This window comes from Escherichia sp. E4385 (assembly GCF_963883145.1).
Taxonomy (GTDB): Bacteria; Pseudomonadota; Gammaproteobacteria; order Enterobacterales; family Enterobacteriaceae; genus Escherichia.
The window spans coordinates 211,906-234,239 of the sequence record NZ_CAWOOJ010000011.1; the positions used below are offsets into that span (position 1 = coordinate 211,906).

At 50.7% G+C, this 22,334-nt stretch carries 20 protein-coding genes; 7 read left to right on the forward strand and 13 right to left on the reverse strand.

Translation table 11 applies throughout. The annotated features are described in order from the left end of the window. The 8 genes from rsxG to blr form a co-directional block, all read right to left on the reverse strand. Nucleotides 1-621: an electron transport complex subunit RsxG gene (gene rsxG, locus AACS80_RS10935; protein WP_131161930.1), complete on the reverse strand. Its 621-nt coding sequence runs from the start codon at nt 619-621 to the stop codon at nt 1-3. A 3-nt stretch (nt 622-624) separates the two neighbouring features. Continuing rightward, on the reverse strand, nt 625-1,683 hold the full coding sequence (gene rsxD / locus AACS80_RS10940; protein ID WP_135409976.1) for an electron transport complex subunit RsxD: 1,059 nt from the start codon (nt 1,681-1,683) through the stop codon (nt 625-627). Next, nucleotides 1,684-4,002, reverse strand: a complete 2,319-nt coding sequence (gene rsxC / locus AACS80_RS10945; RefSeq protein WP_138183786.1) for an electron transport complex subunit RsxC — start codon at nt 4,000-4,002, stop codon at nt 1,684-1,686. Further along, the gene (gene rsxB, locus AACS80_RS10950) at nt 3,995-4,573 is read right to left on the reverse strand and encodes an electron transport complex subunit RsxB (protein WP_130209361.1); all 579 of its coding nucleotides are present in this window, start codon (nt 4,571-4,573) and stop codon (nt 3,995-3,997) included. The genes rsxC and rsxB overlap by 8 nt, the downstream gene beginning before the upstream one ends. Further along, nucleotides 4,573-5,154, reverse strand: a complete 582-nt coding sequence (rsxA, locus tag AACS80_RS10955) for an electron transport complex subunit RsxA (protein WP_000133193.1) — start codon at nt 5,152-5,154, stop codon at nt 4,573-4,575. The genes rsxB and rsxA overlap by 1 nt, the downstream gene beginning before the upstream one ends. Before the next feature lie 76 nt (nt 5,155-5,230). Further along, entirely contained in the window at nt 5,231-5,671 is a 441-nt protein-coding gene (locus tag AACS80_RS10960) for a DUF2569 domain-containing protein (protein WP_130209359.1), read from the reverse strand. Nucleotides 5,672-5,764: 93 nt separating this feature from the next. Beyond that, on the reverse strand, nt 5,765-5,980 hold the full coding sequence (ydgT, locus tag AACS80_RS10965; protein WP_064530017.1) for a transcription modulator YdgT: 216 nt from the start codon (nt 5,978-5,980) through the stop codon (nt 5,765-5,767). 272 nt (nt 5,981-6,252) lie between these two features. After that, the gene (gene blr / locus AACS80_RS10970) at nt 6,253-6,378 is read right to left on the reverse strand and encodes a division septum protein Blr (protein WP_032147885.1); all 126 of its coding nucleotides are present in this window, start codon (nt 6,376-6,378) and stop codon (nt 6,253-6,255) included. 242 nt (nt 6,379-6,620) lie between these two features. Here blr and AACS80_RS10975 point away from each other — a divergent pair, with 242 nt between their 5' ends. Further along, a complete protein-coding gene (locus tag AACS80_RS10975; RefSeq protein WP_064530016.1) occupies nt 6,621-7,661 on the forward strand; it encodes an oxidoreductase in 1,041 nt (346 codons plus the stop codon). A 35-nt stretch (nt 7,662-7,696) separates the two neighbouring features. Here the strand turns inward: AACS80_RS10975 and add are convergent, their stop codons facing one another. The 3 genes from add to malX form a co-directional block, all read right to left on the reverse strand. After that, entirely contained in the window at nt 7,697-8,698 is a 1,002-nt protein-coding gene (gene add / locus AACS80_RS10980) for an adenosine deaminase (protein WP_135410686.1), read from the reverse strand. Between the two features lie 103 nt (nt 8,699-8,801). After that, on the reverse strand, nt 8,802-9,974 hold the full coding sequence (gene malY, locus AACS80_RS10985) for a bifunctional maltose regulon transcriptional repressor/cystathionine beta-lyase MalY (RefSeq protein WP_135410687.1): 1,173 nt from the start codon (nt 9,972-9,974) through the stop codon (nt 8,802-8,804). A 9-nt stretch (nt 9,975-9,983) separates the two neighbouring features. After that, a complete protein-coding gene (gene malX / locus AACS80_RS10990) occupies nt 9,984-11,576 on the reverse strand; it encodes a PTS maltose transporter subunit IICB (RefSeq protein WP_130258952.1) in 1,593 nt (530 codons plus the stop codon). Between the two features lie 174 nt (nt 11,577-11,750). Here malX and malI point away from each other — a divergent pair, with 174 nt between their 5' ends. The 6 genes from malI to uidC all read left to right on the forward strand — a co-directional run bounded on the left by malI (nt 11,751) and on the right by uidC (nt 19,349). Further along, a complete protein-coding gene (gene malI / locus AACS80_RS10995; RefSeq protein WP_130219033.1) occupies nt 11,751-12,779 on the forward strand; it encodes a mal regulon transcriptional regulator MalI in 1,029 nt (342 codons plus the stop codon). A gap of 111 nt (nt 12,780-12,890) precedes the next feature. Then, nucleotides 12,891-13,658, forward strand: a complete 768-nt coding sequence (hdhA, locus tag AACS80_RS11000) for a 7-alpha-hydroxysteroid dehydrogenase (protein WP_130209347.1) — start codon at nt 12,891-12,893, stop codon at nt 13,656-13,658. Nucleotides 13,659-13,891: 233 nt separating this feature from the next. After that, the gene (uidR, locus tag AACS80_RS11005; RefSeq protein ID WP_130209345.1) at nt 13,892-14,479 is read left to right on the forward strand and encodes a DNA-binding transcriptional regulator UidR; all 588 of its coding nucleotides are present in this window, start codon (nt 13,892-13,894) and stop codon (nt 14,477-14,479) included. 384 nt (nt 14,480-14,863) lie between these two features. After that, the gene (uidA, locus tag AACS80_RS11010) at nt 14,864-16,675 is read left to right on the forward strand and encodes a beta-glucuronidase (protein WP_130209343.1); all 1,812 of its coding nucleotides are present in this window, start codon (nt 14,864-14,866) and stop codon (nt 16,673-16,675) included. Further along, on the forward strand, nt 16,672-18,045 hold the full coding sequence (gene uidB / locus AACS80_RS11015; RefSeq protein WP_130209341.1) for a glucuronide transporter: 1,374 nt from the start codon (nt 16,672-16,674) through the stop codon (nt 18,043-18,045). The genes uidA and uidB overlap by 4 nt, the downstream gene beginning before the upstream one ends. Before the next feature lie 38 nt (nt 18,046-18,083). Further along, entirely contained in the window at nt 18,084-19,349 is a 1,266-nt protein-coding gene (gene uidC / locus AACS80_RS11020; RefSeq protein ID WP_138183787.1) for a glucuronide uptake porin UidC, read from the forward strand. Nucleotides 19,350-19,393: 44 nt separating this feature from the next. Here the strand turns inward: uidC and AACS80_RS11025 are convergent, their stop codons facing one another. Next, entirely contained in the window at nt 19,394-20,902 is a 1,509-nt protein-coding gene (locus AACS80_RS11025) for a YdgA family protein (protein ID WP_135410688.1), read from the reverse strand. Between the two features lie 100 nt (nt 20,903-21,002). Continuing rightward, complete coding sequence (gene manA / locus AACS80_RS11030; protein WP_135410689.1) at nt 21,003-22,178, reverse strand: mannose-6-phosphate isomerase; 1,176 nt, start codon at nt 22,176-22,178, stop codon at nt 21,003-21,005. Nucleotides 22,179-22,334: the final 156 nt, after the last annotated feature.

Here is a 22,334-nt window from a genome sequence, read left to right on the forward strand (position 1 = left end):
TTATTCTCCACAGGCAGGAAGTTGAGAAAGTTGTGCTGGCAACGTTTGGGCAAACAATCCGGCGCGTTTTACCGCATTCACCACCGCGCGAGGCGTAATGGTCGCTCCGGTGAACTGGTCGAAATCACCACCATCTTTCTTCACTGCCCAGTGAGCGTCATCCGCGCCGCTGATATTTTTACCCGCGAAATGGGTGATCCAGTCAGAAAGGCGCAGTTCGATTTTGTCGCCAAGTCCCGGCGTTTCGTGATGTTCTGTCACGCGGGTGCCAAGTACCGTGCCGTTAAAATCGGCCCCAACCAACAACTGAATCGCACCGGAATAACCATCTGGTGCGGTTGCCTCCAGAACGGCAGCTACTGGTTTATCATCCTTTTTCGCGATGTAAATCCGATGCTCGCCTTTTCCTAACTCAGACGCAGTCACTATATAGCAACTTTGGGCCAGCTCGTTGTTATAGCGATCGGCTGGTAACACCTGATCAAATAACGCTTTTTGTTGCAGGCTAGCCTGTTCAGCAATCGTGGCTTTGGTCATCTGGTTGATGGCAGCCGTTAAACCTGTTGAACCAGCGGCGAACAGCGCCAGCGTAATACCGTGTTTTCGGATAGTCTTCAGCATGGTTTATCCTTTGCGATGGCCGTATACGCGTGGACGCGTGTAGTAATCGATCAGAGGAACCGTGATGTTCGCCAGCAGGACAGCAAAGGCAACGCCGTCAGGATAGCCGCCGAAACTGCGGATCAGCCAGACTAATAATCCCGCCAGCGCACCGAAAATCAGACGACCACGATTGGTGGTAGACGCGGTGACTGGATCGGTCAGAATAAAGAATGCACCGAGCATGGTCGCGCCAGACAGCAGATGAATCTGCGGTGAAGATAGTGTTTCCGGAGAGAACAACCAACCCAGCGTTGCGCACAGGGCCAGTGTCACTAAGAAACTGACGGGAATATGCCAACGAATCGCTTTCTGCCATAGCAGCCACACGCCACCAACCAGCCATGCGAGGTTTACCCATTGCCAGCCAGCGCCCGCGAGAACACCGCTGTAAATTGGATACTGCATAATCTGTTCAACAGAATGACCGGCGCGTACAGATGTTTTGAACGTATCCAGCGGTGTCGCCTGGCTAATGCCATCGATACCTAAGCGAAGTGTGTTCATATCACCACCACTGGCGGTATGACCGCTGAAGATAATCTGTACAGCGTCAATGAATCCAGGGATATTGACCGCAATCTCATGCGGCGGCAACCAGCTGGTCATCTGTACCGGGAAGGAGATCAGTAATACCACATAACCAATCATTGCCGGGTTAAACGGATTTTGCCCCAGACCGCCATACAGCTGTTTAGCGATGATTACGGCAAACACAGTGCCGAGTACCACCATCCACCACGGCGCAAGAGGCGGAATACTTACCGCCAGTAATAAGCCCGTTAGCAATGCTGAGTTATCTTTTAAGGTTGCCGTTACAGATTGCTTGCGCAGTTTGAGTACGAGGGCTTCGGCTAAGAGTGCACTGACCGAGGCCAACAGGAGTTGAACGAGAGTACCCCAGCCAAAAAACCACAGTTGCGCAGCGATACCAGGGACGGTTGCGACCAGTACCAGCAGCATTATGCGCGATGTCTGGCGCTGGTTATGGGTATAAGGGGAGCTAGCTATTCTGAATACCATTTAGTCCTCGTTTACAACCTTTTGCTGAGCGGCTTTTTTTGCCTGAACCCGGGCGATAGCGGCGGCAACTGCAGCTTTGCGGGGATCAACCTGTTCTTCCTGCTCTCCGTTGGCCTGCTGCTGTTCCAGCTTGCGCGCTTTAGCGCGGGCGATAGCAGCTTCAACGGCAGCTTTACGCGGATCAACCTGTTCCTGCGGTTCTTCGTTAGCAGGCTGCTGTTCCAGCTTGCGCGCTTTGGCGCGGGCGATAGCGGCTTCAACGGCAGCTTTACGCGGATCAACCTGTTCCTGCGGTTCTTCGTTAGCAGGCTGCTGTTCCAGCTTGCGCGCTTTGGCACGGGCAATAGCGGCTTCAACGGCAGCTTTACGCGGATCAACCTGTTCCTGCGGTTCTTCGTTAGCAGGCTGTTGCTCCTGCTTGCGAGCTTTAGCACGGGCGATAGCGGCTTCAACGGCAGCTTTACGCGGATCAACCTGTTCCTGCGGTTCTTCGTTAGCAGGCTGTTGCTCCTGCTTGCGAGCTTTAGCACGGGCGATAGCCGCTTCGACGGCAGCTTTACGCGGGTCAACCTGTTCCTGCGGCTCTTCGTTAGCAGGCTGTTGCTCCTGCTTGCGTGCTTTGGCGCGAGCAATTGCGGCTTCCACTGCCGCTTTCCGCGGATCGGCAACGGTTGCGGCTTCGTTAGTCTGTTGCAATTCAGCCTGTTTCGCTCTGGCTTGCGCTTTACGCGCTTCCCGTGCCGCAATAATCGCGCTGTTATCCGGGCGTTCGCCAGCTTTTATCACAATAGGCTGTGTGGCCTGGGCCTGTTTTTCTTTTACGCGTGCCAGTGCGGCAGCAATCGCATCTTTGTCTTTGGCCGCAGGTTGAACCGCCGCGTTCTTGTGGCGTTCAAGACGTGCGGCTTTTTCACGTTCCAGACGTGCCTGACGAGCTTCAAAGCGCGCTTTTGCTTCGGCTGCGCGTTTTTCTTCCTGACGAATGGCGGCAATCTCGGCTTTTTCCTGACGGAAATATTGCACAAGAGGGATATTGCTTGGGCAAACCCACGCACAGGCCCCGCATTCAATACAATCGGCAATGTTATGTGTGGTGGCTTTATCGTGTTGCTGGCCTTTGCTGAACCAGTACAACTGTTGCGGCAGGAGATCTGCAGGGCAGGCATCAGCACAGGCGCTACAACGGATGCAGCTTTGTTCTTCCTGTGGTTCGCCAAGTTCATTGGCAGACGGTGCCAGTAAACAGTTGGTGATTTTTACGACCGGAACATCCAGCCACGGCAAGGTAAAGCCCATTAGCGGGCCGCCCATAATCACCATTTGATCGGCAGAAGGGCAGAATCCTGCATCGTTCAATAAATGACGGACCGGCGTACCCAGTCGTGCCCAGACGTTGCCGGGGCGTGCAATTGCTTCGCCAGTCAGCGTCACGACACGCTCGGTAATCGGCTCGCCATCAATAACGGCTCGTTTTACTGCGTAAGCCGTGCCGACGTTTTGCATTAACACGCCGATATCTGATGAACGACCGCCGTGTGGAACCTGCTTTCCGGTCAGGATGTAGGTTAACTGTTTGGCGCCGCCAGAGGGATATTTGGTCGGAATAACTCGCAGAGAAATATCGTGAGAATCCGCCAACACTGCACGCAGCATGGAAATTGCCTGCGGTTTGTTATCTTCAATTCCGATCAGAATTTCGCGTGGCTGTAGAATATGCCCAAGAATGCGAATACCTTCTACGACCTGGGCGGCGCAATCCTGCATCAAGCGGTCATCGGCGGTAATATACGGCTCGCATTCTGCGGCATTAATGATCAACGTTTCGATTTTATCGCCGCCGCCCTGCAATTTAACGCCAGTAGGGAAGCCAGCACCACCCAGTCCGGCGACGCCAAATTGATGAATGCGTTCGATTAATTCTTCCCTAGTGCGTGAGCGATAATCGGTCCAACCGTCACGTGGGATCCAGCAATCTTCCCCATCGGCATCAATAATCACGCTTAATTCAGCTAACGCTGAAGGATGAGCCGTAGAGTGGGGCGCAATAGCCGTAACGGTGCCAGACGTTGGTGCGTGAACCGGTAGCATTTTGCCGCGTCCACGGGTGAGTGGCTGTCCGCGCAGTACCTTATCACCAACGTTAACGCACAGCTCGCCTTCAGCACCAATATGCTGTTTCAGTGGAATAACAAATCGCTGCGCCAGCGGAACCTGGCGCAGGGGAGTACCGTTGGACTGAGTTTTCATCTCCGGTGGATGAATGCCGCCATCGAAGTCCCAGATTTTATTTTTTTTGAAAGCAGAGAATAACTTAAGCATGGTGTTCCACGGGAATGATGCGCACGGGAATGGTGTTCAGATCCCATTTCCAGCTGTCTGGCGTTTCTGCAACCGGTTGTAAGGAGATGCAATGCGTTGGGCATGGGTCTACACACAGATTACAACCTGTGCACAGATCGCTCATGACGGTATGCATTGCTCGGGTAGCGCCGACAATGGCGTCCACCGGACACGCCTGAATACACTTAGTGCAGCCAATACAGTTATTTTCATCGATAACCGCTACCATACGCGCAGGCGTCAACTCTTGCGCTTCGCCATCCAGCGGCTGTGGTTCGACGTTGAGCAACTCGGCAATTTTCAGCATTACAGCTTCGCCACCAGGGGCGCAGCGGTTGATTTTTTCACCGTTGCAACTGATAGCCTCCGCATACGGGCGACAGCCAGGATAACCGCATTGACCACACTGGCTCTGCGGTAAAATTTCGTCAATTTTCTCAACGACCGGATCGTCTTCCACCGCAAAACGGCGGGAGGCATAACCCAGAATGGCGCCAAACGCCAGGCCCAGCAGGCTGATGGCGGCAACGGCAATCCAGATAGCATTCATTACAACTTCACCAAACCACTAAAGCCCATAAAGGCCAGAGACATAAGACCTGCGGTAATCAGCGCAATGGCATTACCACGAAAAGGTGCCGGGACATCAGCCACAGCCAGGCGCTCGCGGATGGCTGCGAAAAGCACCATCACCAACGAGAAGCCGACAGCTGCTGAAAAACCGTACAGCGCCGACTGCAAGAAATTATGCCCGAGATTAATATTCAGCAACGCGACGCCAAGCACCGCACAGTTGGTGGTAATAAGCGGCAGAAAAATCCCCAGCAGACGATAGAGCACCGGGCTGGTTTTACGCACCACCATCTCGGTGAACTGCACCACTACAGCGATCACTAAAATAAACGCTAACGTGCGCAGGTAAATCAGGTTGAGTGGAATCAAGATCCACGTGTCGATAAGCCAGGCGCAGATTGACGCCAGCGTCATCACAAATGTTGTTGCCAGCCCCATCCCCATTGCAGTTTCCAGCTTTTTGGAAACGCCCATAAACGGACAGAGGCCCAGAAACTTAACCAGTACAAAGTTATTGACCAGTACAGTTCCGACAAACAGTAACAGGTAGTCAGTCATTTTTCGGCCTGAAATAAAAAAGCCGCCTATTATCCGTTAATCCAGAGCAGGCGACAACAGGTTAACTGTAAGGTTATTACGGATTCACAAACGTCGCTTTGACCCGCAACGAGCGTTTGAAATAGGGGACTATCAATGCGGTTGCCAGCAAAGTGAACAACAACTGGCGCACGGCTACGCCATCTGCAACTGGCGAAAAAGCGAAGGTTTTAACAGCCAGTAATACGGAGATCAGTAGCCAGATAATATAGTGTTTAGGAACACAACGCCGACGTTTAAAGAAAGCGATGGTCAACCACAAAGTGTAATACCACATGGCGATGGCGGTAATAAAAGAAACGCCCCATAAGATTTGCGTTGTCAGTGCTTGTTCGCCGATCGTTTTATATGTTTGAGGAGAAGATAACGCTGCGGTATACAGTAACAGCGTCAGCGTCGTACTCAATAGAGCGACTAACAGCCAGGCCAAAGGGCCAAGCAACCAGCCTCCAATACGTTGTGGCGTTGTGGTGGTCATAGGTTCTCCAGAATAGCGACAGCAAACAGGCAAATCTAATTTTAGGGGCGTTATTATAAGGTTTTTATTATCAATCGCTACTTTCTTCTTTCTTTATTGGACATAATGCCAGACGGACTTCGGCACCTGGCCCAGGTCAAACAAACGCCCGCCAGACACCAGCTCTGCGCGGCGGTGATCGGCGGCGCGATACATGTTGATAAGGTCCTGATCGTCCGTCAGTGTGTAATTAAGATGATCGTAGAGTTTTTCCAGGCTTTCGAGTGAACTGATTTTGCGAAATTTTAATAAGTAGTCCTGAACAGTCATAAAAGGCCTATAAAATAATTAATACCAAAGTGGTAGGTATTATATGTAATGATAAAACTTCACCAAAAGTGAACGCTTATTTAATAACAATAATAAGAATGTGCTGATGGTAAATATTCAGGGATGAAATACTGTCATGAAAAGAGTAACGCGCTTTACTATCCCTGCCAATCGCCGACAACACACCACAAGATAATAAATTCCTGGTTTAATACCCGACAAGTTAAAACATGCATCCGGACGGGCTGCATGCTGTTCTGCAAGTGCAGGTATTACTTATGTTGTACTGGTGTACTCTGTTCTGGCGGCTGGTAGTTGTCAATGTGACTCGCCACGCCAAGGAGAATGACAGAAACGACAAGAACGATCCAACCTGTTAATTCAATAAGACGATTCATTACTGCCCACATCTATGTTGAGTGATCCATTAACTTCAGGGGGTAAATGTTACTTAGCAATAATTGCCCCAGCAAGATTTTTGCTGAGGTTTTTGCGATATTTAGCTTTTATCATTAGAAAATTCGCCATTTCTTTGACTTAAGTTAAATAACATCCCTTATTGCGGGCTGGTTATTAAACTGTTGAGAGAGGGTAAAGGATAGTGTCAAATAGCGATCGTACTTCTCTGAGAGGCAATGAAATGAGCGACAACATCCGTGTTGGGTTGATTGGGTATGGTTATGCGAGCAAAACCTTCCATGCGCCCCTGATTGCGGGCACGCCCGGACTAGAACTGGCAGTAATTTCCAGCAGTGACGAAACAAAAGTAAAAGCCGACTGGCCAACAGTGACGGTTGTCTCTGAACCAAAGCATCTTTTTAATGATCCCAACATAGACTTGATTGTCATTCCCACACCAAATGATACCCATTTCCCGTTAGCCAAAGCGGCGCTTGAAGCGGGTAAACATGTGGTCGTCGACAAGCCTTTTACCGTGACACTGTCACAAGCTCGAGAACTGGATGCGTTGGCAAAAAGTCTGGGTCGCGTATTGTCGGTGTTTCATAATCGTCGCTGGGATAGCGATTTTTTGACACTAAAAGGTTTGCTCGCGGAAGGCTCGCTGGGTGAAGTTGCGTACTTTGAGTCTCATTTTGACCGCTTTCGGCCGCAGGTGCGCGATCGCTGGCGTGAACAGGGCGGCCCTGGCAGCGGTATCTGGTACGATTTGGCACCGCATTTGCTCGATCAAGCTATTACGCTTTTTGGCTTACCCGTCAGTATGACGGTGGATTTAGCACAGTTGCGCCCAGGGGCGCAGTCGACTGATTATTTCCACGCCATTTTGTCCTACCCACAGCGGCGGGTCATTTTACACGGCACCATGTTGGCGGCAGCTGAGTCAGCACGTTATATCGTGCATGGCTCCCGTGGCAGCTATGTTAAATACGGCCTCGATCCGCAGGAAGAGCGGTTGAAAAATGGTGAGCGTCTGCCGCAGGAAGACTGGGGCTACGATATGCGTGACGGTGTACTAACCCGTGTTGAAGGCGAGGAACGTGTTGAAGAAACGCTGTTGACCGTGCCGGGGAATTATCCGGCTTACTATGCTGCCATTCGTGATGCGTTGAATGGCGACGGTGAAAACCCGGTGCCAGCAAGTCAGGCCATTCAGGTAATGGAGTTGATTGAGCTGGGCATCGAGTCCGCCAAACATCGCTCGACTTTGTGCCTTGCTTGAAAAGGGGATGGTGCAATTAGCACCATCCATTTTTGTTACTTCGCTGCGACTGTTTCTCGCAGTGCGCGTTTTTCCTCTGCGCTGAGGAAAGCCATTTCCAGACCATTAATCTGCGCCTGGCGGATTTGCTCGCGAGATAAACCTGCAGCGGGCGCGGCAACGGTATATTCGTGAATGATATCGACGCCCTGAACACCCGGGTCGTCGGTGTTAATACTGGCGCAGATACCATGCTCAAGGAACGTTTTCAGCGGATGTGCCGCCAGAGATGCCACGGTACTGGTCTGAATATTGGAGGTCAGGCAGGATTCTATGCCAATTTGTTGCTCGGCGAGGAAATCCATCAGCGCACGATCTTCAATGGCTTTTACGCCATGCCCAATGCGTTCAGCTCCCAGCTCACGAATGGCTTGCCAGATACTTTCTGCCCCGGCAGCTTCGCCTGCATGGACGGTAATATGCCAGCCTGCATCACGCGCGTGGTTGAAGTGAGAGAGGAACAAACTCCCCGGAAAACCAAGTTCATCACCGGCTAAATCCAGTGCGGTAATCTGATCACGGTGGGCTAAAAATGCCTCCAGCTCTTGCTGGCAGGCAGCTTCGCCAAAGGTCCGGCTCATAATGCCGATAAGTTTCGCCTGCACACCAAAGGTGCGGCAACCGTCACATACGCCGTCAATAACGGCTTCGACAACGCCCGCAACAGGCAACTGATGCGTCATTGCCATATAACCTGGCGAAAAACGCAGTTCGACATAGTGCAGGCCGTTTCGGGCAGCATCTTCAATATTTTCAAACGCCACGCGACGGCATGCGTCGAGCGAGGCGAGAACTTTAACGCCCCAGTCAAGCTTAGTCAGAAAACTCACCAGATCGGGTTCGTTGGCAATGACCTGAACGTGTGGAATTAGCGTTTCCAGGGATTGTGCAGGTAGCGAGATATTATACTGGCGGCCAAGTTCAAGGATGGTCTGGGGACGAATGTTGCCATCAAGGTGGCGATGGATATCAGTTAATGGCAGGGTGGTATCAATCATGGTCGCACTCTTTTTCTGGATATAAAAGTGCGCACCATTATAAAAACAAAGCAGGGTAAAAATCTACGATTGCGCAACGATTATTTGCGTTGCGCAATCGCAATTAGCGTACAGCTCGGATGGCGTTAATTAATCCAGCGACACCTTTTTCCAGTTTAGAACGTGGGCATCCGGCATTGAGCCGAACAAAGCCACGGCCTTCTTCACCGTAGGTATATCCTGGCATGATTGCCACTTTTTCTTGTTCAATCAGGGCTTTTTGCAACGCGTTGTCATCAATGTTCAACGGACGTAAATCAAGCCATGCGAGATAAGTGGATTGGGGAATCTGCCAGTTGAGTTCAGGGAACGCGGCGTTCATCGTCTCTGCGATATACGTCAGGTTATCTTTCAGATAGACGCGTAAGGCATCAAGCCATGGCGCGCCTTGCTGATAGGCGGCGATATGGGCGGTTAACGCCAGTACCGCAGGGGAAGAAAGCCCATCACGGCTTTTCAGGGCCGATAAATACGCTTCACGGCTGTCGTTATTTTCAATAATCCCGTAAGCCCCGGTCAGAGCCGGAATATTGAAACTTTTCGAACCAGAAGTCAGTAGCGCCCAGTCGCCGCGAGCTACATTGCTCCAGGGAATATGCGGTTGCTCGCCCCATACCATATCCATATGAATTTCATCGGAGATAACGCGCACACCATAGCGTTCGCACAGGTCTGCCATTGTTTCCAGTTCATCGCAAGTCCAGACTTTACCGGTAGGATTCTGAGGGCTACACAGGAGCATAATTTTACACTCCGGTTTCGCCAACACGGCTTCCAGTTTACCCATATCGCAAAACCAACCATCAACCCGCTTCTCTAAAGCAACGGGCATCACGGTGCGCTGATTACCTTCAATGGCTTTGTAAAATGCGTCGTAGGCCGGGGTATGGATCACCACACCTTCACCGACAGCGGACCACTGACGAATCAGCTCCGACACCATATAGATAACGGAAGGGCCATATACCACCGACTGCGTATCAATGGCGGTGTAATGCTGTGTGGAAAACCAGTGGGCGATAGCCGCGAGAAATTCATCGTTTTTCCAGCGACTGTAGCCAAACACGCCGTGCATCAGGCGCTGGTTCAGCGCCTCGATAATGCAGGGAGCGGTGGCAAAATCCATGTCTGAAATCGTGAACGGTAACAGGTCAGCAGTGCCGAAACGGTCAGCGACATAATCCCACTGTGTGCACCATGTGCCATGACGATCCACGATCTTCGAAAAATCGAACATATCTTATCCTTATGCCTGAACAGTACGCATCAGACCGGCCATTTCATCTTTGACTGACTGAACTTGCGGCCCGATAACAACCTGCAGGTTATGTTGATTAAGTTGTACTACGCCAATTGCCCGATTGTCCTTCAGTGCCTGCACATTAACAAGGGACATATCTTTCACTGACAAACGCAGACGAGTAATGCAGTTATCGAGGCTGACAATATTGTCGGCACCGCCTAAGGCTTCGAGGATTGCCGGAACGTTGTAACCTGATTTACCCGGCGTACCGGCAACGGCTTTTTCGATTGAGCTGGCAATTTCGCTATCGCGGCCAGGGGTTTTCAAATTGAAGCGGGTGATAGCGAAACGGAAGATGACGTAGTAAACAACAAACCAGATCGCCGCCACCACTGGCACCATGTACCACTTGGTTGACAGGCCATGCAGAATACCGAACACCACAAAGTCGATGATATTGCCGTCGGTATTACCGATGGTGACACCGAGCACGGACATGACGGTGAAGCCGAGGCCGGTTAACAGCGCGTGGATGACATACAGAACTGGCGCTACGAACAGGAACAGGAATTCCAGCGGTTCGGTAGTGCCGCCAACGACACAGGCGATCAGGCCAGAAATCAGCAGACCTTTAATTTTATGGCGATTTTCCGGGCGCGCACAGTGATACATAGCTAACGCTGCACCTGGCAGACCGCCGAGGAATGCAGGCATTTTGCCCTGCGAGAGGAAACGCGTGGCGCTTTCAGAAAAACCGTGAGTGGTCGGGCAACTCAATTGCGCCTGGAAGATGGTTAGTGCGCCGCTGACGGTTTGACCGCAGACTTCCTGCGTGCCGCCTGCGTCGGTAAAGCGAATTAATGCCACCAGAATGTGATGCAGACCAAATGGTAACAGCAGACGCTCACCCGTACCAAACAGCATAGGTCCGAAATCACCCGCGCTGTTAATCATATGACCTAATCCACTAATGCCCATGGCGAAGATCGGCCAGACCAATGGAATCACCAGACCGACAAGGCCCATCACCAGCGAGGAGATGATTGGCACGAAGCGCGTACCGCCGAAAAACGCCAACGCATCCGGGAGGCGGATATTATGGAAACGCTCATGCAGCATCCAGACGATAATACCGGCGATAACTGCACCGAGGATCCCGGTGTCGATCGACTGGATCCCAAGAATGCTTTGAATGTTATTGGCTTTCAGCACGGCAGCATCGGTGGTCGGCAGAATGCCTTTATTGGTCAACCAGAAGTTCACCGCCAGGTTCATTACCGCGTAACCAACAAAACCAGCGAACGCCGCGACGCCTTTGTTTTCGCGTGCCAGACCCAGCGGGATGGCGATACAGAACATCACTGGCAGGAAACTAAACGCGAACGAACCAACCTTACTCATCCAGGTAAAGATGGCCTGCAACACAGGATTACCCAATGCCGGGATCAGTGTGATGACATCGTGGCTACTAAGGGAACTGCCAATCCCCAACATAATGCCGCAGAACGACAGTAATGCGACAGGCAACATAAAGGTTTTGCCTAGCTGCTGGAAGAATTCCCACAGCGTAACTTTCGGTGCTGCTTTCGCCGTCATAAAACGACTCCTCGTAGAGAACAATCTGGATTCAATAAATTGCGCGAGAAGATAAAACGTTTTATCAAATTTTAGTGAGGCATAAATCACATTACGCAACGATAATAGCGGGTATAAGATAAATAAAAGGTAAAACGTTTTATCTGTCACATAATCAGGGAGTAGGTCATCTGCATGGCTACCGCCAAAAAAATCACCATTCATGATGTTGCGCTCGCTGCGGGCGTATCGGTTAGTACCGTTTCGCTGGTGCTTAGTGGCAAAGGGCGAATCTCTACCGCCACAGGAGAACGTGTTAACGCCGCCATTGAAGAACTGGGGTTTGTGCGCAATCGCCAGGCGTCGGCACTACGCGGCGGGCAGAGTGGTGTGGTTGGCTTAATTGTGCGTGACTTGTCTGCGCCGTTTTACGCTGAATTGACAGCCGGGCTGACGGAGGCACTGGAAGCGCAGGGGCGAATGGTTTTTTTGCTCCACGGCGGTAAAGACGGCGAGCAACTGACCCAGCGCTTTTCACTGCTACTGAACCAGGGCGTCGATGGTGTCGTCATTGCCGGTGCGGCAGGGAGCAGTGATGACCTGCGGCGCATGGCAGAAGAAAAAGGTATTCCGGTGATTTTCGCTTCCCGCGCCAGCTATCTTGATGATGTTGATACTGTTCGCCCGGATAACATGCAGGCAGCGCAGTTATTGACGGAGCATCTCATTCGCAATGGACACCAGCGTATTGCCTGGCTGGGAGGGCAAAGTTCCTCTTTAACCCGTGCGGAACGAGTGGGTGGCTATTGCGCGACACTATTAAAATTCAGCCTGCCGTTTCACAGTGATTGGGTACTGGAGTGTGCCTCGAGTCAGAAGCAAGCTGCGGAAGCCATTACGGCGCTTTTGCGCCATAACCCGACCATCAGCGCCGTGGTTTGTTATAACGAAACCATAGCAATGGGTGCATGGTTTGGCTTGCTGAAAGCAGGGCGGCAAAGCGGCGAAAGTGGCGTCGATCGTTACTTTGAACAACAGGTTTCACTGGCGGCATTTACCGATGCGACGCCAACTGCGCTTGATGATATACCCGTTACCTGGGCCAGCACGCCTGCGCGGGAACTTGGTACGACACTTGCGGATCGCATGATGCAAAAAATCACTCATGAAGAGACGCATTCACGTAATCTTATTATTCCTGCCCGGCTCATTGCGGCGAAATAATCCTCTCTTTATCTGCTATACCTGGTAGTGTCCTTTCCTCAAAGTTAATGATAAAAAATGTGGCATACAGGCGGTGCCTTTTATTTTTACTGAAGTTCACAGGAGGTTTATGTGTTTAATTCTGACAACCTGAGACTCGACGGAAAATGCGCCATCATCACAGGTGCGGGTGCAGGTATTGGTAAAGAAATCGCCATTACATTCGCGACAGCTGGCGCATCTGTGGTGGTCAGTGATATTAACGCCGATGCAGCTAATCATGTTGTAGATGAAATTCAACAGTTGGGTGGGCAGGCATTTGCCTGGCGCTGTGATATTACTTCCGAACAGGAGTTATCTGCTCTGGCAGGCTTTGCCATCAGTAAGCTGGGCAAAGTTGATATTCTGGTTAACAATGCTGGTGGTGGTGGTCCTAAACCGTTTGATATGCCAATGGCGGATTTCCGCCGCGCTTATGAACTGAATGTGTTTTCTTTTTTCCGTCTGTCACAACTCATTGCGCCTGAAATGGAAAAAAATGGCGGAGGCGTTATTTTGACCATCACATCTATGGCGGCAGAAAATAAAAATAAAAACATGACCTCCTATGCGTCATCTAAAGCGGCGGCCAGCCATCTGGTCAGGAATATGGCGTTTGACCTGGGTGAAAAAAATATTCGGGTAAATGGCATAGCGCCTGGGGCAATATTAACTGATGCCCTGAAATCCGTTATTACACCAGAAATTGAACAGAAAATGTTGCAGCACACGCCAATCAGGCGTCTGGGCCAACCGCAAGATATTGCCAACGCGGCGCTATTCCTCTGTTCCCCAGCTGCCAGCTGGATAAGCGGGCAAATACTCACCGTCTCCGGCGGTGGGGTACAGGAACTTAATTAATACGCTAACAGGTCGGTAAACAACCGAGTGAGTGTTGTTTACCGACACCGCTTGTCGAGTAGGGAAAAGCCTCCACCAGACAACTGGTAGCCAAATTCCGTCTGTTGGTTGACCAATTATCGTGCAAATAGTAAACGAAACGGGTGTACCTTCGCACAATTCAACTGCAATGATAGGCGCTCACCGGACAACGCGGTAAACTAGTTATTCATGCTAACTATATTGGTTTAACGATGGATAACATGCAAACTGAAGCACAACCGACACGGACCCGGATCCTCAATGCTGCCAGAGAGATTTTTTCAGAAAATGGATTTCACAGTGCCTCAATGAAAGCCATCTGTAAATCCTGCGCTATCAGTCCCGGGACGCTTTATCACCACTTCATTTCGAAAGAAGCCTTGATTCAGGCGATTATTCTCCAGGACCAGGAGAGGGCGTTGGCCCGCTTCCGGGAACCGATTGAAGGGATCCATTTCGTTGACTATATGGTCGAGTCGATAGTCTCTCTCACCCATGAAGCCTTTGGACAACGAGCGCTGGTGGTCGAAATTATGGCAGAAGGGATGCGCAATCCACAGGTTGCCACCATGCTTAAGAATAAACATCTGACCATCACGGAATGTATTGCCCAGCGCATGAGGGATGCCCAGCAAAAAGGCGAGATAAGCCCTGACATTAACACGGCAATGACCTCTCGTTTACTGCTGGATCTGACCTATGGCGTGCTGGCCGATATCGAAGCGGAAGACCTGGCGCGAGAAGCGTTATTTGCCCAGGGGCTACGTGCGATGATTGGCGGTATCTTGACCGCATCCTGATCCTCACTTTCCGCGGGCCGGTGAAGAGAGTGCCCGCGTTCAATGCCTCAACACTGCTGAACAAAAAGCGTTCTCCCCTGGTCGAAAAATCCTACTAAAACATTCGTCGAAACCATATGTCATGGGAATTTATCGTTTTATAAGCAATCGAACGAGCGTTCGATTGCTTATTTTGTGTCTTCTGTCAACGCTGTTTTAAAGATTAATGCGATCCATATCACGCTGTGGGTATTGCAGTTTTTGGTTTTTTGATCGCGGTGTCAGTTCTTTTTATTTCCATTTCTCTTCCATGGGTTTCTCACAGATAACTGTGTTCAACACAGAATTGGTTAACTAATCAGATTAAAGGTTGACCAGTATTTTTATCTTAATGAGGAGTCCCTTATGTTACGTCCTGTAGAAACCCCAACTCGTGAAATCAAAAAACTCGACGGCCTGTGGGCATTCAGCCTGGATCGGGAAAACTGTGGAATCTCTCAGCGTTGGTGGGAAAGCGCGTTACAAGAAAGCCGGGCAATTGCTGTACCTGGCAGTTTTAACGATCAGTTCGCCGATGCAGATATTCGTAATTATGTGGGCAACGTCTGGTATCAGCGCGAAGTCTTTATACCGAAAGGCTGGACGGGGCAGCGTATCGTCCTGCGTTTCGATGCGGTCACTCATTACGGCAAAGTGTGGGTAAATAATCAGGAAGTGATGGAGCATCAGGGCGGCTATACGCCGTTTGAAGCCGATGTCACGCCGTATGTTATTGCCGGGAAAAGTGTACGTATTACCGTTTGTGTGAACAACGAACTGAACTGGCAGACTATCCCGCCGGGAATGGTGATTACCGACGAAAACGGCAAGAAAAAGCAGTCTTACTTCCATGATTTCTTTAACTACGCCGGGATCCATCGCAGCGTAATGCTCTACACCACACCGAACACCTGGGTGGGCGATATCACCGTGGTGACGCATGTCGCGCAAGACTGTAACCACGCGTCTATTGACTGGCAGGTGATGGCAAATGGTGATGTCAGCGTTGAACTGCGTGATGCAGATCAACAGGTTGTTGCAACTGGACAAGGCACCAGCGGGACTTTGCAAGTGGTGAATCCGCACCTCTGGCAACCGGGTGAAGGTTATCTCTATGAACTGTGCGTCACAGCCAAAAGCCAGACAGAGTGTGATATCTACCCGCTGCGCGTCGGCATCCGGTCAGTGGCAGTGAAGGGCGAACAGTTCCTGATCAACCACAAACCGTTCTACTTCACTGGTTTTGGTCGCCATGAAGATGCGGATTTACGCGGTAAAGGATTCGATAACGTGCTGATGGTGCACGATCACGCATTGATGGACTGGATTGGTGCCAACTCTTACCGTACCTCGCATTACCCTTACGCTGAAGAGATGCTCGACTGGGCTGATGAAAATGGCATTGTGGTGATTGATGAAACTGCTGCCGTCGGCTTTAACCTCTCTTTAGGCATTGGATTTGAAGCGGGTAACAAGCCAAAAGAACTCTACAGCGAAGAGGCCGTCAACGGGGAAACTCAGCAGGCGCACTTACAGGCGATTAAAGAGCTGATTGCGCGTGACAAAAACCACCCCAGCGTGGTGATGTGGAGTATTGCCAACGAACCGGATACCCGTCCGCAAGGTGCACGAGAATATTTCGCACCACTGGCGGAAGCAACGCGTAAACTCGACCCGACGCGACCGATCACCTGCGTCAATGTAATGTTCTGCGACGCTCACACCGATACCATCAGCGATCTCTTTGATGTGCTGTGCCTGAATCGTTATTACGGTTGGTATGTCCAAAGCGGCGATTTGGAAACGGCAGAGAAGGTACTGGAAAAAGAACTGCTTGCCTGGCAAGAGAAACTGCATCAGCCGATTATCATCACCGAATACGGCGTGGATACGTTAGCGGGACTGCACTCGATGTACACCGACATGTGGAGTGAAGAGTATCAGTGTGCATGGCTGGATATGTATCACCGCGTCTTTGATCGCGTCAGCGCCGTCGTCGGTGAACAGGTATGGAACTTCGCTGATTTTGCGACCTCGCAGGGCATTATGCGCGTTGGCGGCAACAAGAAAGGGATCTTCACCCGCGACCGCAAACCGAAATCGGCGGCTTTCCTGCTGCAAAAACGCTGGACTGGCATGAATTTCGGTGAAAAACCGCAGCAGGGAGGCAAACAATGAATCAACAACTCTCCTGGCGCACCATCGTCGGCTACAGCCTCGGTGACGTCGCCAATAACTTCGCCTTCGCAATGGGGGCGCTCTTCCTGTTGAGTTACTACACCGACGTCGCAGGCGTCGGTGCCGCTGCGGCGGGCACCATGCTGTTACTGGTGCGGGTATTCGATGCCTTTGCCGACGTCCTGGCCGGGCGAGTAGTGGACAGTGTGAATACCCGCTGGGGAAAATTCCGCCCATTTTTACTCTTCGGCACAGCGCCGTTAATGATCTTCAGCGTGCTGGTATTCTGGGTGCCGACCGACTGGAGCCATAGCAGCAAAGTGGTGTATGCATATTTGACCTACATGGGCCTCGGGCTTTGCTACAGCCTGGTGAATATTCCTTATGGTTCACTTGCTACCGCGATGACCCAACAACCACAATCCCGCGCCCGTCTGGGCGCGGCTCGCGGGATTGCCGCTTCATTGACCTTTGTCTGCCTGGCATTTCTGATAGGACCGAGCATTAAGAACTCCAGCCCGGAGGAGATGGTGTCGGTATACCATTTCTGGACGATTGTGCTGGCGATGGCCGGAATGGTGCTTTACTTCATCTGCTTTAAATCGACGCGCGAGAATGTGGTACGCATCGTGGCACAGCCGTCATTGAAGATCAGTCTGCAAACGCTGAAACGGAATCGTCCGCTGTTTATGTTGTGCATCGGAGCGCTGTGTGTGCTGATTTCGACCTTCGCTGTTAGCGCCTCGTTGTTGTTCTATGTGCGCTATGTGTTGAATGATACCGGCTTGTTCACCGTGCTGGTGCTGGTGCAAAACCTGGTCGGTACCGTGGCATCGGCACCGCTGGTGCCGGGGATGGTCGCCAGAATCGGTAAAAAGAACACCTTCCTGATTGGTGCTCTGCTGGGAACCTGTGGTTATCTGCTGTTCTTCTGGGTTTCCGTCTGGTCGCTGCCGGTGGCACTGGTCGCATTAGCCATCGCTTCAATTGGTCAGGGCATTACCATGACCGTGATGTGGGCGCTGGAGGCCGACACCGTAGAATATGGTGAATACCTGACCGGTGTGCGGATTGAAGGACTTACCTATTCGCTATTCTCATTTACGCGCAAATGCGGCCAGGCAATAGGAGGATCAATTCCCGCCTTTATTTTGGGATTAAGCGGATATATTGCCAATCAGGTGCAAACACCGGAAGTTATTATGGGGATCCGCACATCAATTGCCTTAGTACCCTGCGGGTTTATGCTACTGGCATTTATAATAATCTGGTTTTATCCGCTCACGGATAAAAAATTCAAAGAAATCGTAGTTGAAATTGATAATCGCAAACAAATGCAGCAGCAATTAATCAGCGATATCACTAATTAATATTCCATAAAAATAATCAGAACATCAAAGGTGCAACTATGAGAAAAATAGTGGCCATGGCCGTTATTTCCCTGACGGCTGCCTCTGGCCTTACCACCGCTAACGCGGCACAACTGGCTGACGATGAAGCGGGACTACGCATCAGACTGAAAAATGAATTGCGCAGGGCCGACAAGCCCAGTGCTGGCGCGGGAAGAGACATTTACGCATGGGTACAGGGAGGATTACTCGATTTTAATAGTGGCTATTATTCTAATATTATTGGTGTCGAAGGTGGGGCGTATTATGTTTATAAATTAGGTGCTCGTGCTGATATGAGTACCCGGTGGTATCTTGATGGTGATAAAAGTTTTGGCTTTGCCCTGGGGGCAGTAAAAATAAAACCCAGTGAAAATAGCCTGCTTAAATTAGGTCGCTTCGGAACAGATTATAGTTATGGCAGCTTACCTTATCGTATTCCGTTAATTGCTGGTAGTTCGCAACGGACATTGCCGACTGTTTCCGAAGGGGCGTTAGGTTACTGGGCTTTAACGCCAAATATTGAATTGTGGGGAATGTGGCGTTCACGAGTATTTTTATGGACCGATTCAACAACCGGTATTCGTGATGAAGGGGTTTATAACAGCCAGACGGGAAAATACGATAAACATCGCGCACGTTCTTTTTTAGCCGCCAGTTGGCATGATGATACCAGTCGCTATTCTCTGGGGGCATCGGTACAGAAAGATGTTTCCAATCAGATACAAAGTATTCTCGAGAAAAGCATACCGCTCGACCCGAATTATACGTTGAAAGGGGAGTTGCTCGGCTTTTATGCGCAACTCGAAGGTTTAAGTCGTAATACCAGCCAGCCCAATGAAACGGCGTTGGTTAGTGGACAATTGACCTGGAGCGCGCCGTGGGGAAGCGTATTTGGCAGTGGCGGTTATCTGCGTCATGCGATGAATGGAGCCGTAGTGGACACCGACATTGGCTATCCCTTTTCATTAAGTCTTGATCGTAACCGCGAAGGAATGCAGTCCTGGCAATTGGGCGTCAATTATCGTTTAACCCCGCAATTTACGCTGACATTTGCACCGATTGTGACCCGCGGCTATGAATCCAGTAAACGAGACGTGCGGATTGAAGGCGCGGGCCTCTTAGGTGGCGTGAACTATCGGGTTAGCGAAGGGCCGCTACAAGGGATGAATTTCTTTCTTGCAGCCGATAAAGGACGGGAAAAGCGCAACGGCAGCGCGTTTGGCGATCGCCTGAATTACTGGGATGTGAAAATGAGCATTCAGTATGACTTTATGCTGAAGTGAGAAAAAACGCCGGAGTGAAAATTCTCCGGCGTTTTGGCCGTGAATTACTGCTGCGGAATTGCCGGTACAGCCGGAACGTTAAGAGCTGGCATCGCAAACATGCCAACAAAATCTTCTAACGACATTTTCTGTCCGTTTAACGTGATCTGACCGTTAGCATACTGCAGGCTGGTGGTGATGGTATCGTCCTGCAAGGTGGTCAGACGGAACATCTGCCCCATTGCTGATGCACCTTCAACTTGCTGTTTCGCCAGTTTTTTCGCTTGATCTTCCTGATATCCTTCCAGCTTCGCTACCTGAGTCATCAGCTCAGTTGCCATATCCACCGGAATGGTCAGTTTCGCATCCAGAGATTTAACCGAGCGGTCTACTTCCTGCGCCAGCGTTTGCGGCGCTTCTTTAGTCGTTGCCGGATCTTTCAGGAACAGCGACAGATTCAGCGCACTTTCACCCTGACTGTTTTTCCAGCTCAATGGTGCGATAGTAATCACCGGATCGCCTTTCAACATCAGCGGCAGGGCGCTAAAGAAGACTTCCGTCACTTTCTCCTGATAAAGTTCGGGATTGTCGGCAATTTCTGGCTGTGCCAGCAGCGCCTGAGTTTGCGCGTTATACTGCTGGCTAAACTGATGCCAGGCTTCACCGTCGATCTGGCCGACTTTTAAGGTCAGCTTGCCACTGCCCAGATCCTCATTCTGAACCTTCAGGCTATTTAGCGAGTAATCCAGTTGGCTATTGATCGTTTTCCCGTCATTGACCAGATCCGATTTACCGCTGATCTCCATGCCTTCCAGCAATGCCAGCTCTTTGCCTTCCACTGAAATGGTCATTTTTTCCAGCGAGACTTTTTGATTGCCCACGCGTTCACCAAAACTTGCCAGCGAGCTGGAACCGTCAGTTTTCAGATTATTAAAGGTCAACTGCACTTTCTGGTTGTATTCGTTAACCGCATCCACCCGACCGCTTTGTGCTTCCCCTGACAGGGAGATGGCTTTGCCGTCTCTGTCAGCATTTAACTGGAACTCGCCGCCGCTAAAGGCGACTTTTTCATCCTTTTGCTCGTAATTCAGGGGCTTGAGCGAAATATCGGAACTGGAATCACCGCTGTAACCAATGCGGGAGTTAATCTCAAAAGGCGTTTCACCTTTTGCCATATCAAACAGTGGTTTGCTTACTTCATTATTGACCAGCGTGGTTTGAATTGATGCCATCGACGGAATCAGGTTCAGTTTTTTAAGCTGGGCAAGGGGGAAGGGACCATGATCAACCGATTCGTTGAAGATGACGCTCTGACCGCTTTTAATCCACGGATTTTCTTTCCCGGCAATGGGTTTCACCACCAGTTGCAACTGGCTGCTGAATACGCCGCGATGATAGTTTTGATAACTCACTTCCAGGTTGGATTCAGGAGCTGTTAGTTTGAGTTGCGCGTTCGCCTGCGCGACCATGTCTTCGAGATGGGTTTCAATCTTCTTGCCTGTGTACCATGCGCCGCCTGTCCAGACTACGCCGAGCGCAACAATGACGCCTACCGCTACCAGCGATTTATTCATAATGATTATCCATAAAATAAAATCAGGCGGACTGGCCGCCTGAAGGTGTTATAAGCCTTTAATAAGCTTAGCAAGAGATGTTAATTTTTTCAGTAAGCTCTTACAGCTTGTTGTAAACCCGCGCTAAACGGCCGTGGCCTTTGACAGTCACCGGTGACTCGTTGGCGGCAATAAACGCTGATTCACCCGGTTTAAGCTGTAACTGCTGAGAACCTTTACACAGCGTTGCATCGCCCTCGACGCAGAACAAAATGGCGGCACTTTGCTGGCTGATGGTGGTTTCTTCATCGCTAAGGTCATGCAGCGAGAAGGCAAAATCATCAACCGGAATCGGGAAGTCCAGCTCTGCACCTTGTTTCACCGGCTGGGTCAACAATTGGTTAGCCGGTTTGGCTTCGAACTTCACGTTGGCAACCAGCTCTGGAATATCAATGTATTTAGGCGTCAGACCCGCACGCAGCACGTTATCGGAGTTCGCCATCACTTCTAGCGCCACGCCTTGCAGGTAAGCGTGCGGTGTTTCAGCGAACAGGAACATCGCTTCGCCAGGATTCAATTTGACCACATTCAGCAACAGCGGGGAGAACAGACCGCTGTCATCCGGGTAAAATTCAGAAATTAAACGGATCGTTTGCCACGGTTCACCCTGCTGACTGTCGAGCGCCGATTTTAAAATCGCCAGCGCGCGGGATTTTTCTTCACCCTGCATATTTAACAGGCTGGCAAACAGTTCGCTTAAACGTTCGGCATTGGGCTGCTGCAAAAAGTGAGCAATCGCCGGATGCGCGCCCGCGACCGGCTGGAGCAGGGAGACAATCTCGGAAAACTCACGAAACGCGTTCATCGCGAGGAAAGGCGTCAGCGCAAAAACCAGCTCCGGCTTATGGTTAGGATCTTTATAGTTACGCTCGGCGGCATCCATCGGAATACCGGCGGCATTTTCTTTGGCAAAACCGATTTCAGAATTGCGTTTGTTTGGATGCACCTGAATGGAGAGCGGCTGGGCTGCGCATAATACTTTGAACAGGAAAGGCAACTCGCCAAAGCGTTTGGCAACGGCATCTCCCAAAAGAGTCGCTTTATCACTCTCAATCACATCACGCAGTGAAACGATATCTCCTGCGGCATCGTACACACGTGAACTGCTCTTTGGATGCGCGCCCATCCACAACTCGGCCATCGGCTGGCCGGACGGATTTTCCATGCCATAAAGTTCAGTCAACGCCGTTTTGCTGCCCCAGGCATAGTTTTGCACTGAGTTAATGAGTTTTTGCATGATCAATCCCTGTTTAGATGTGGAAATTAATCCCGCTATTAAAGCAAGAATCCTACGGGAAGTAACCTGGAGCCGCAAAAAGTCGTACTAGTCTCAGTTTTTGTTAAAAAAGTGTGTAGGATATTGTTACTCGCTTTTAACAGGGCAACGGAACAC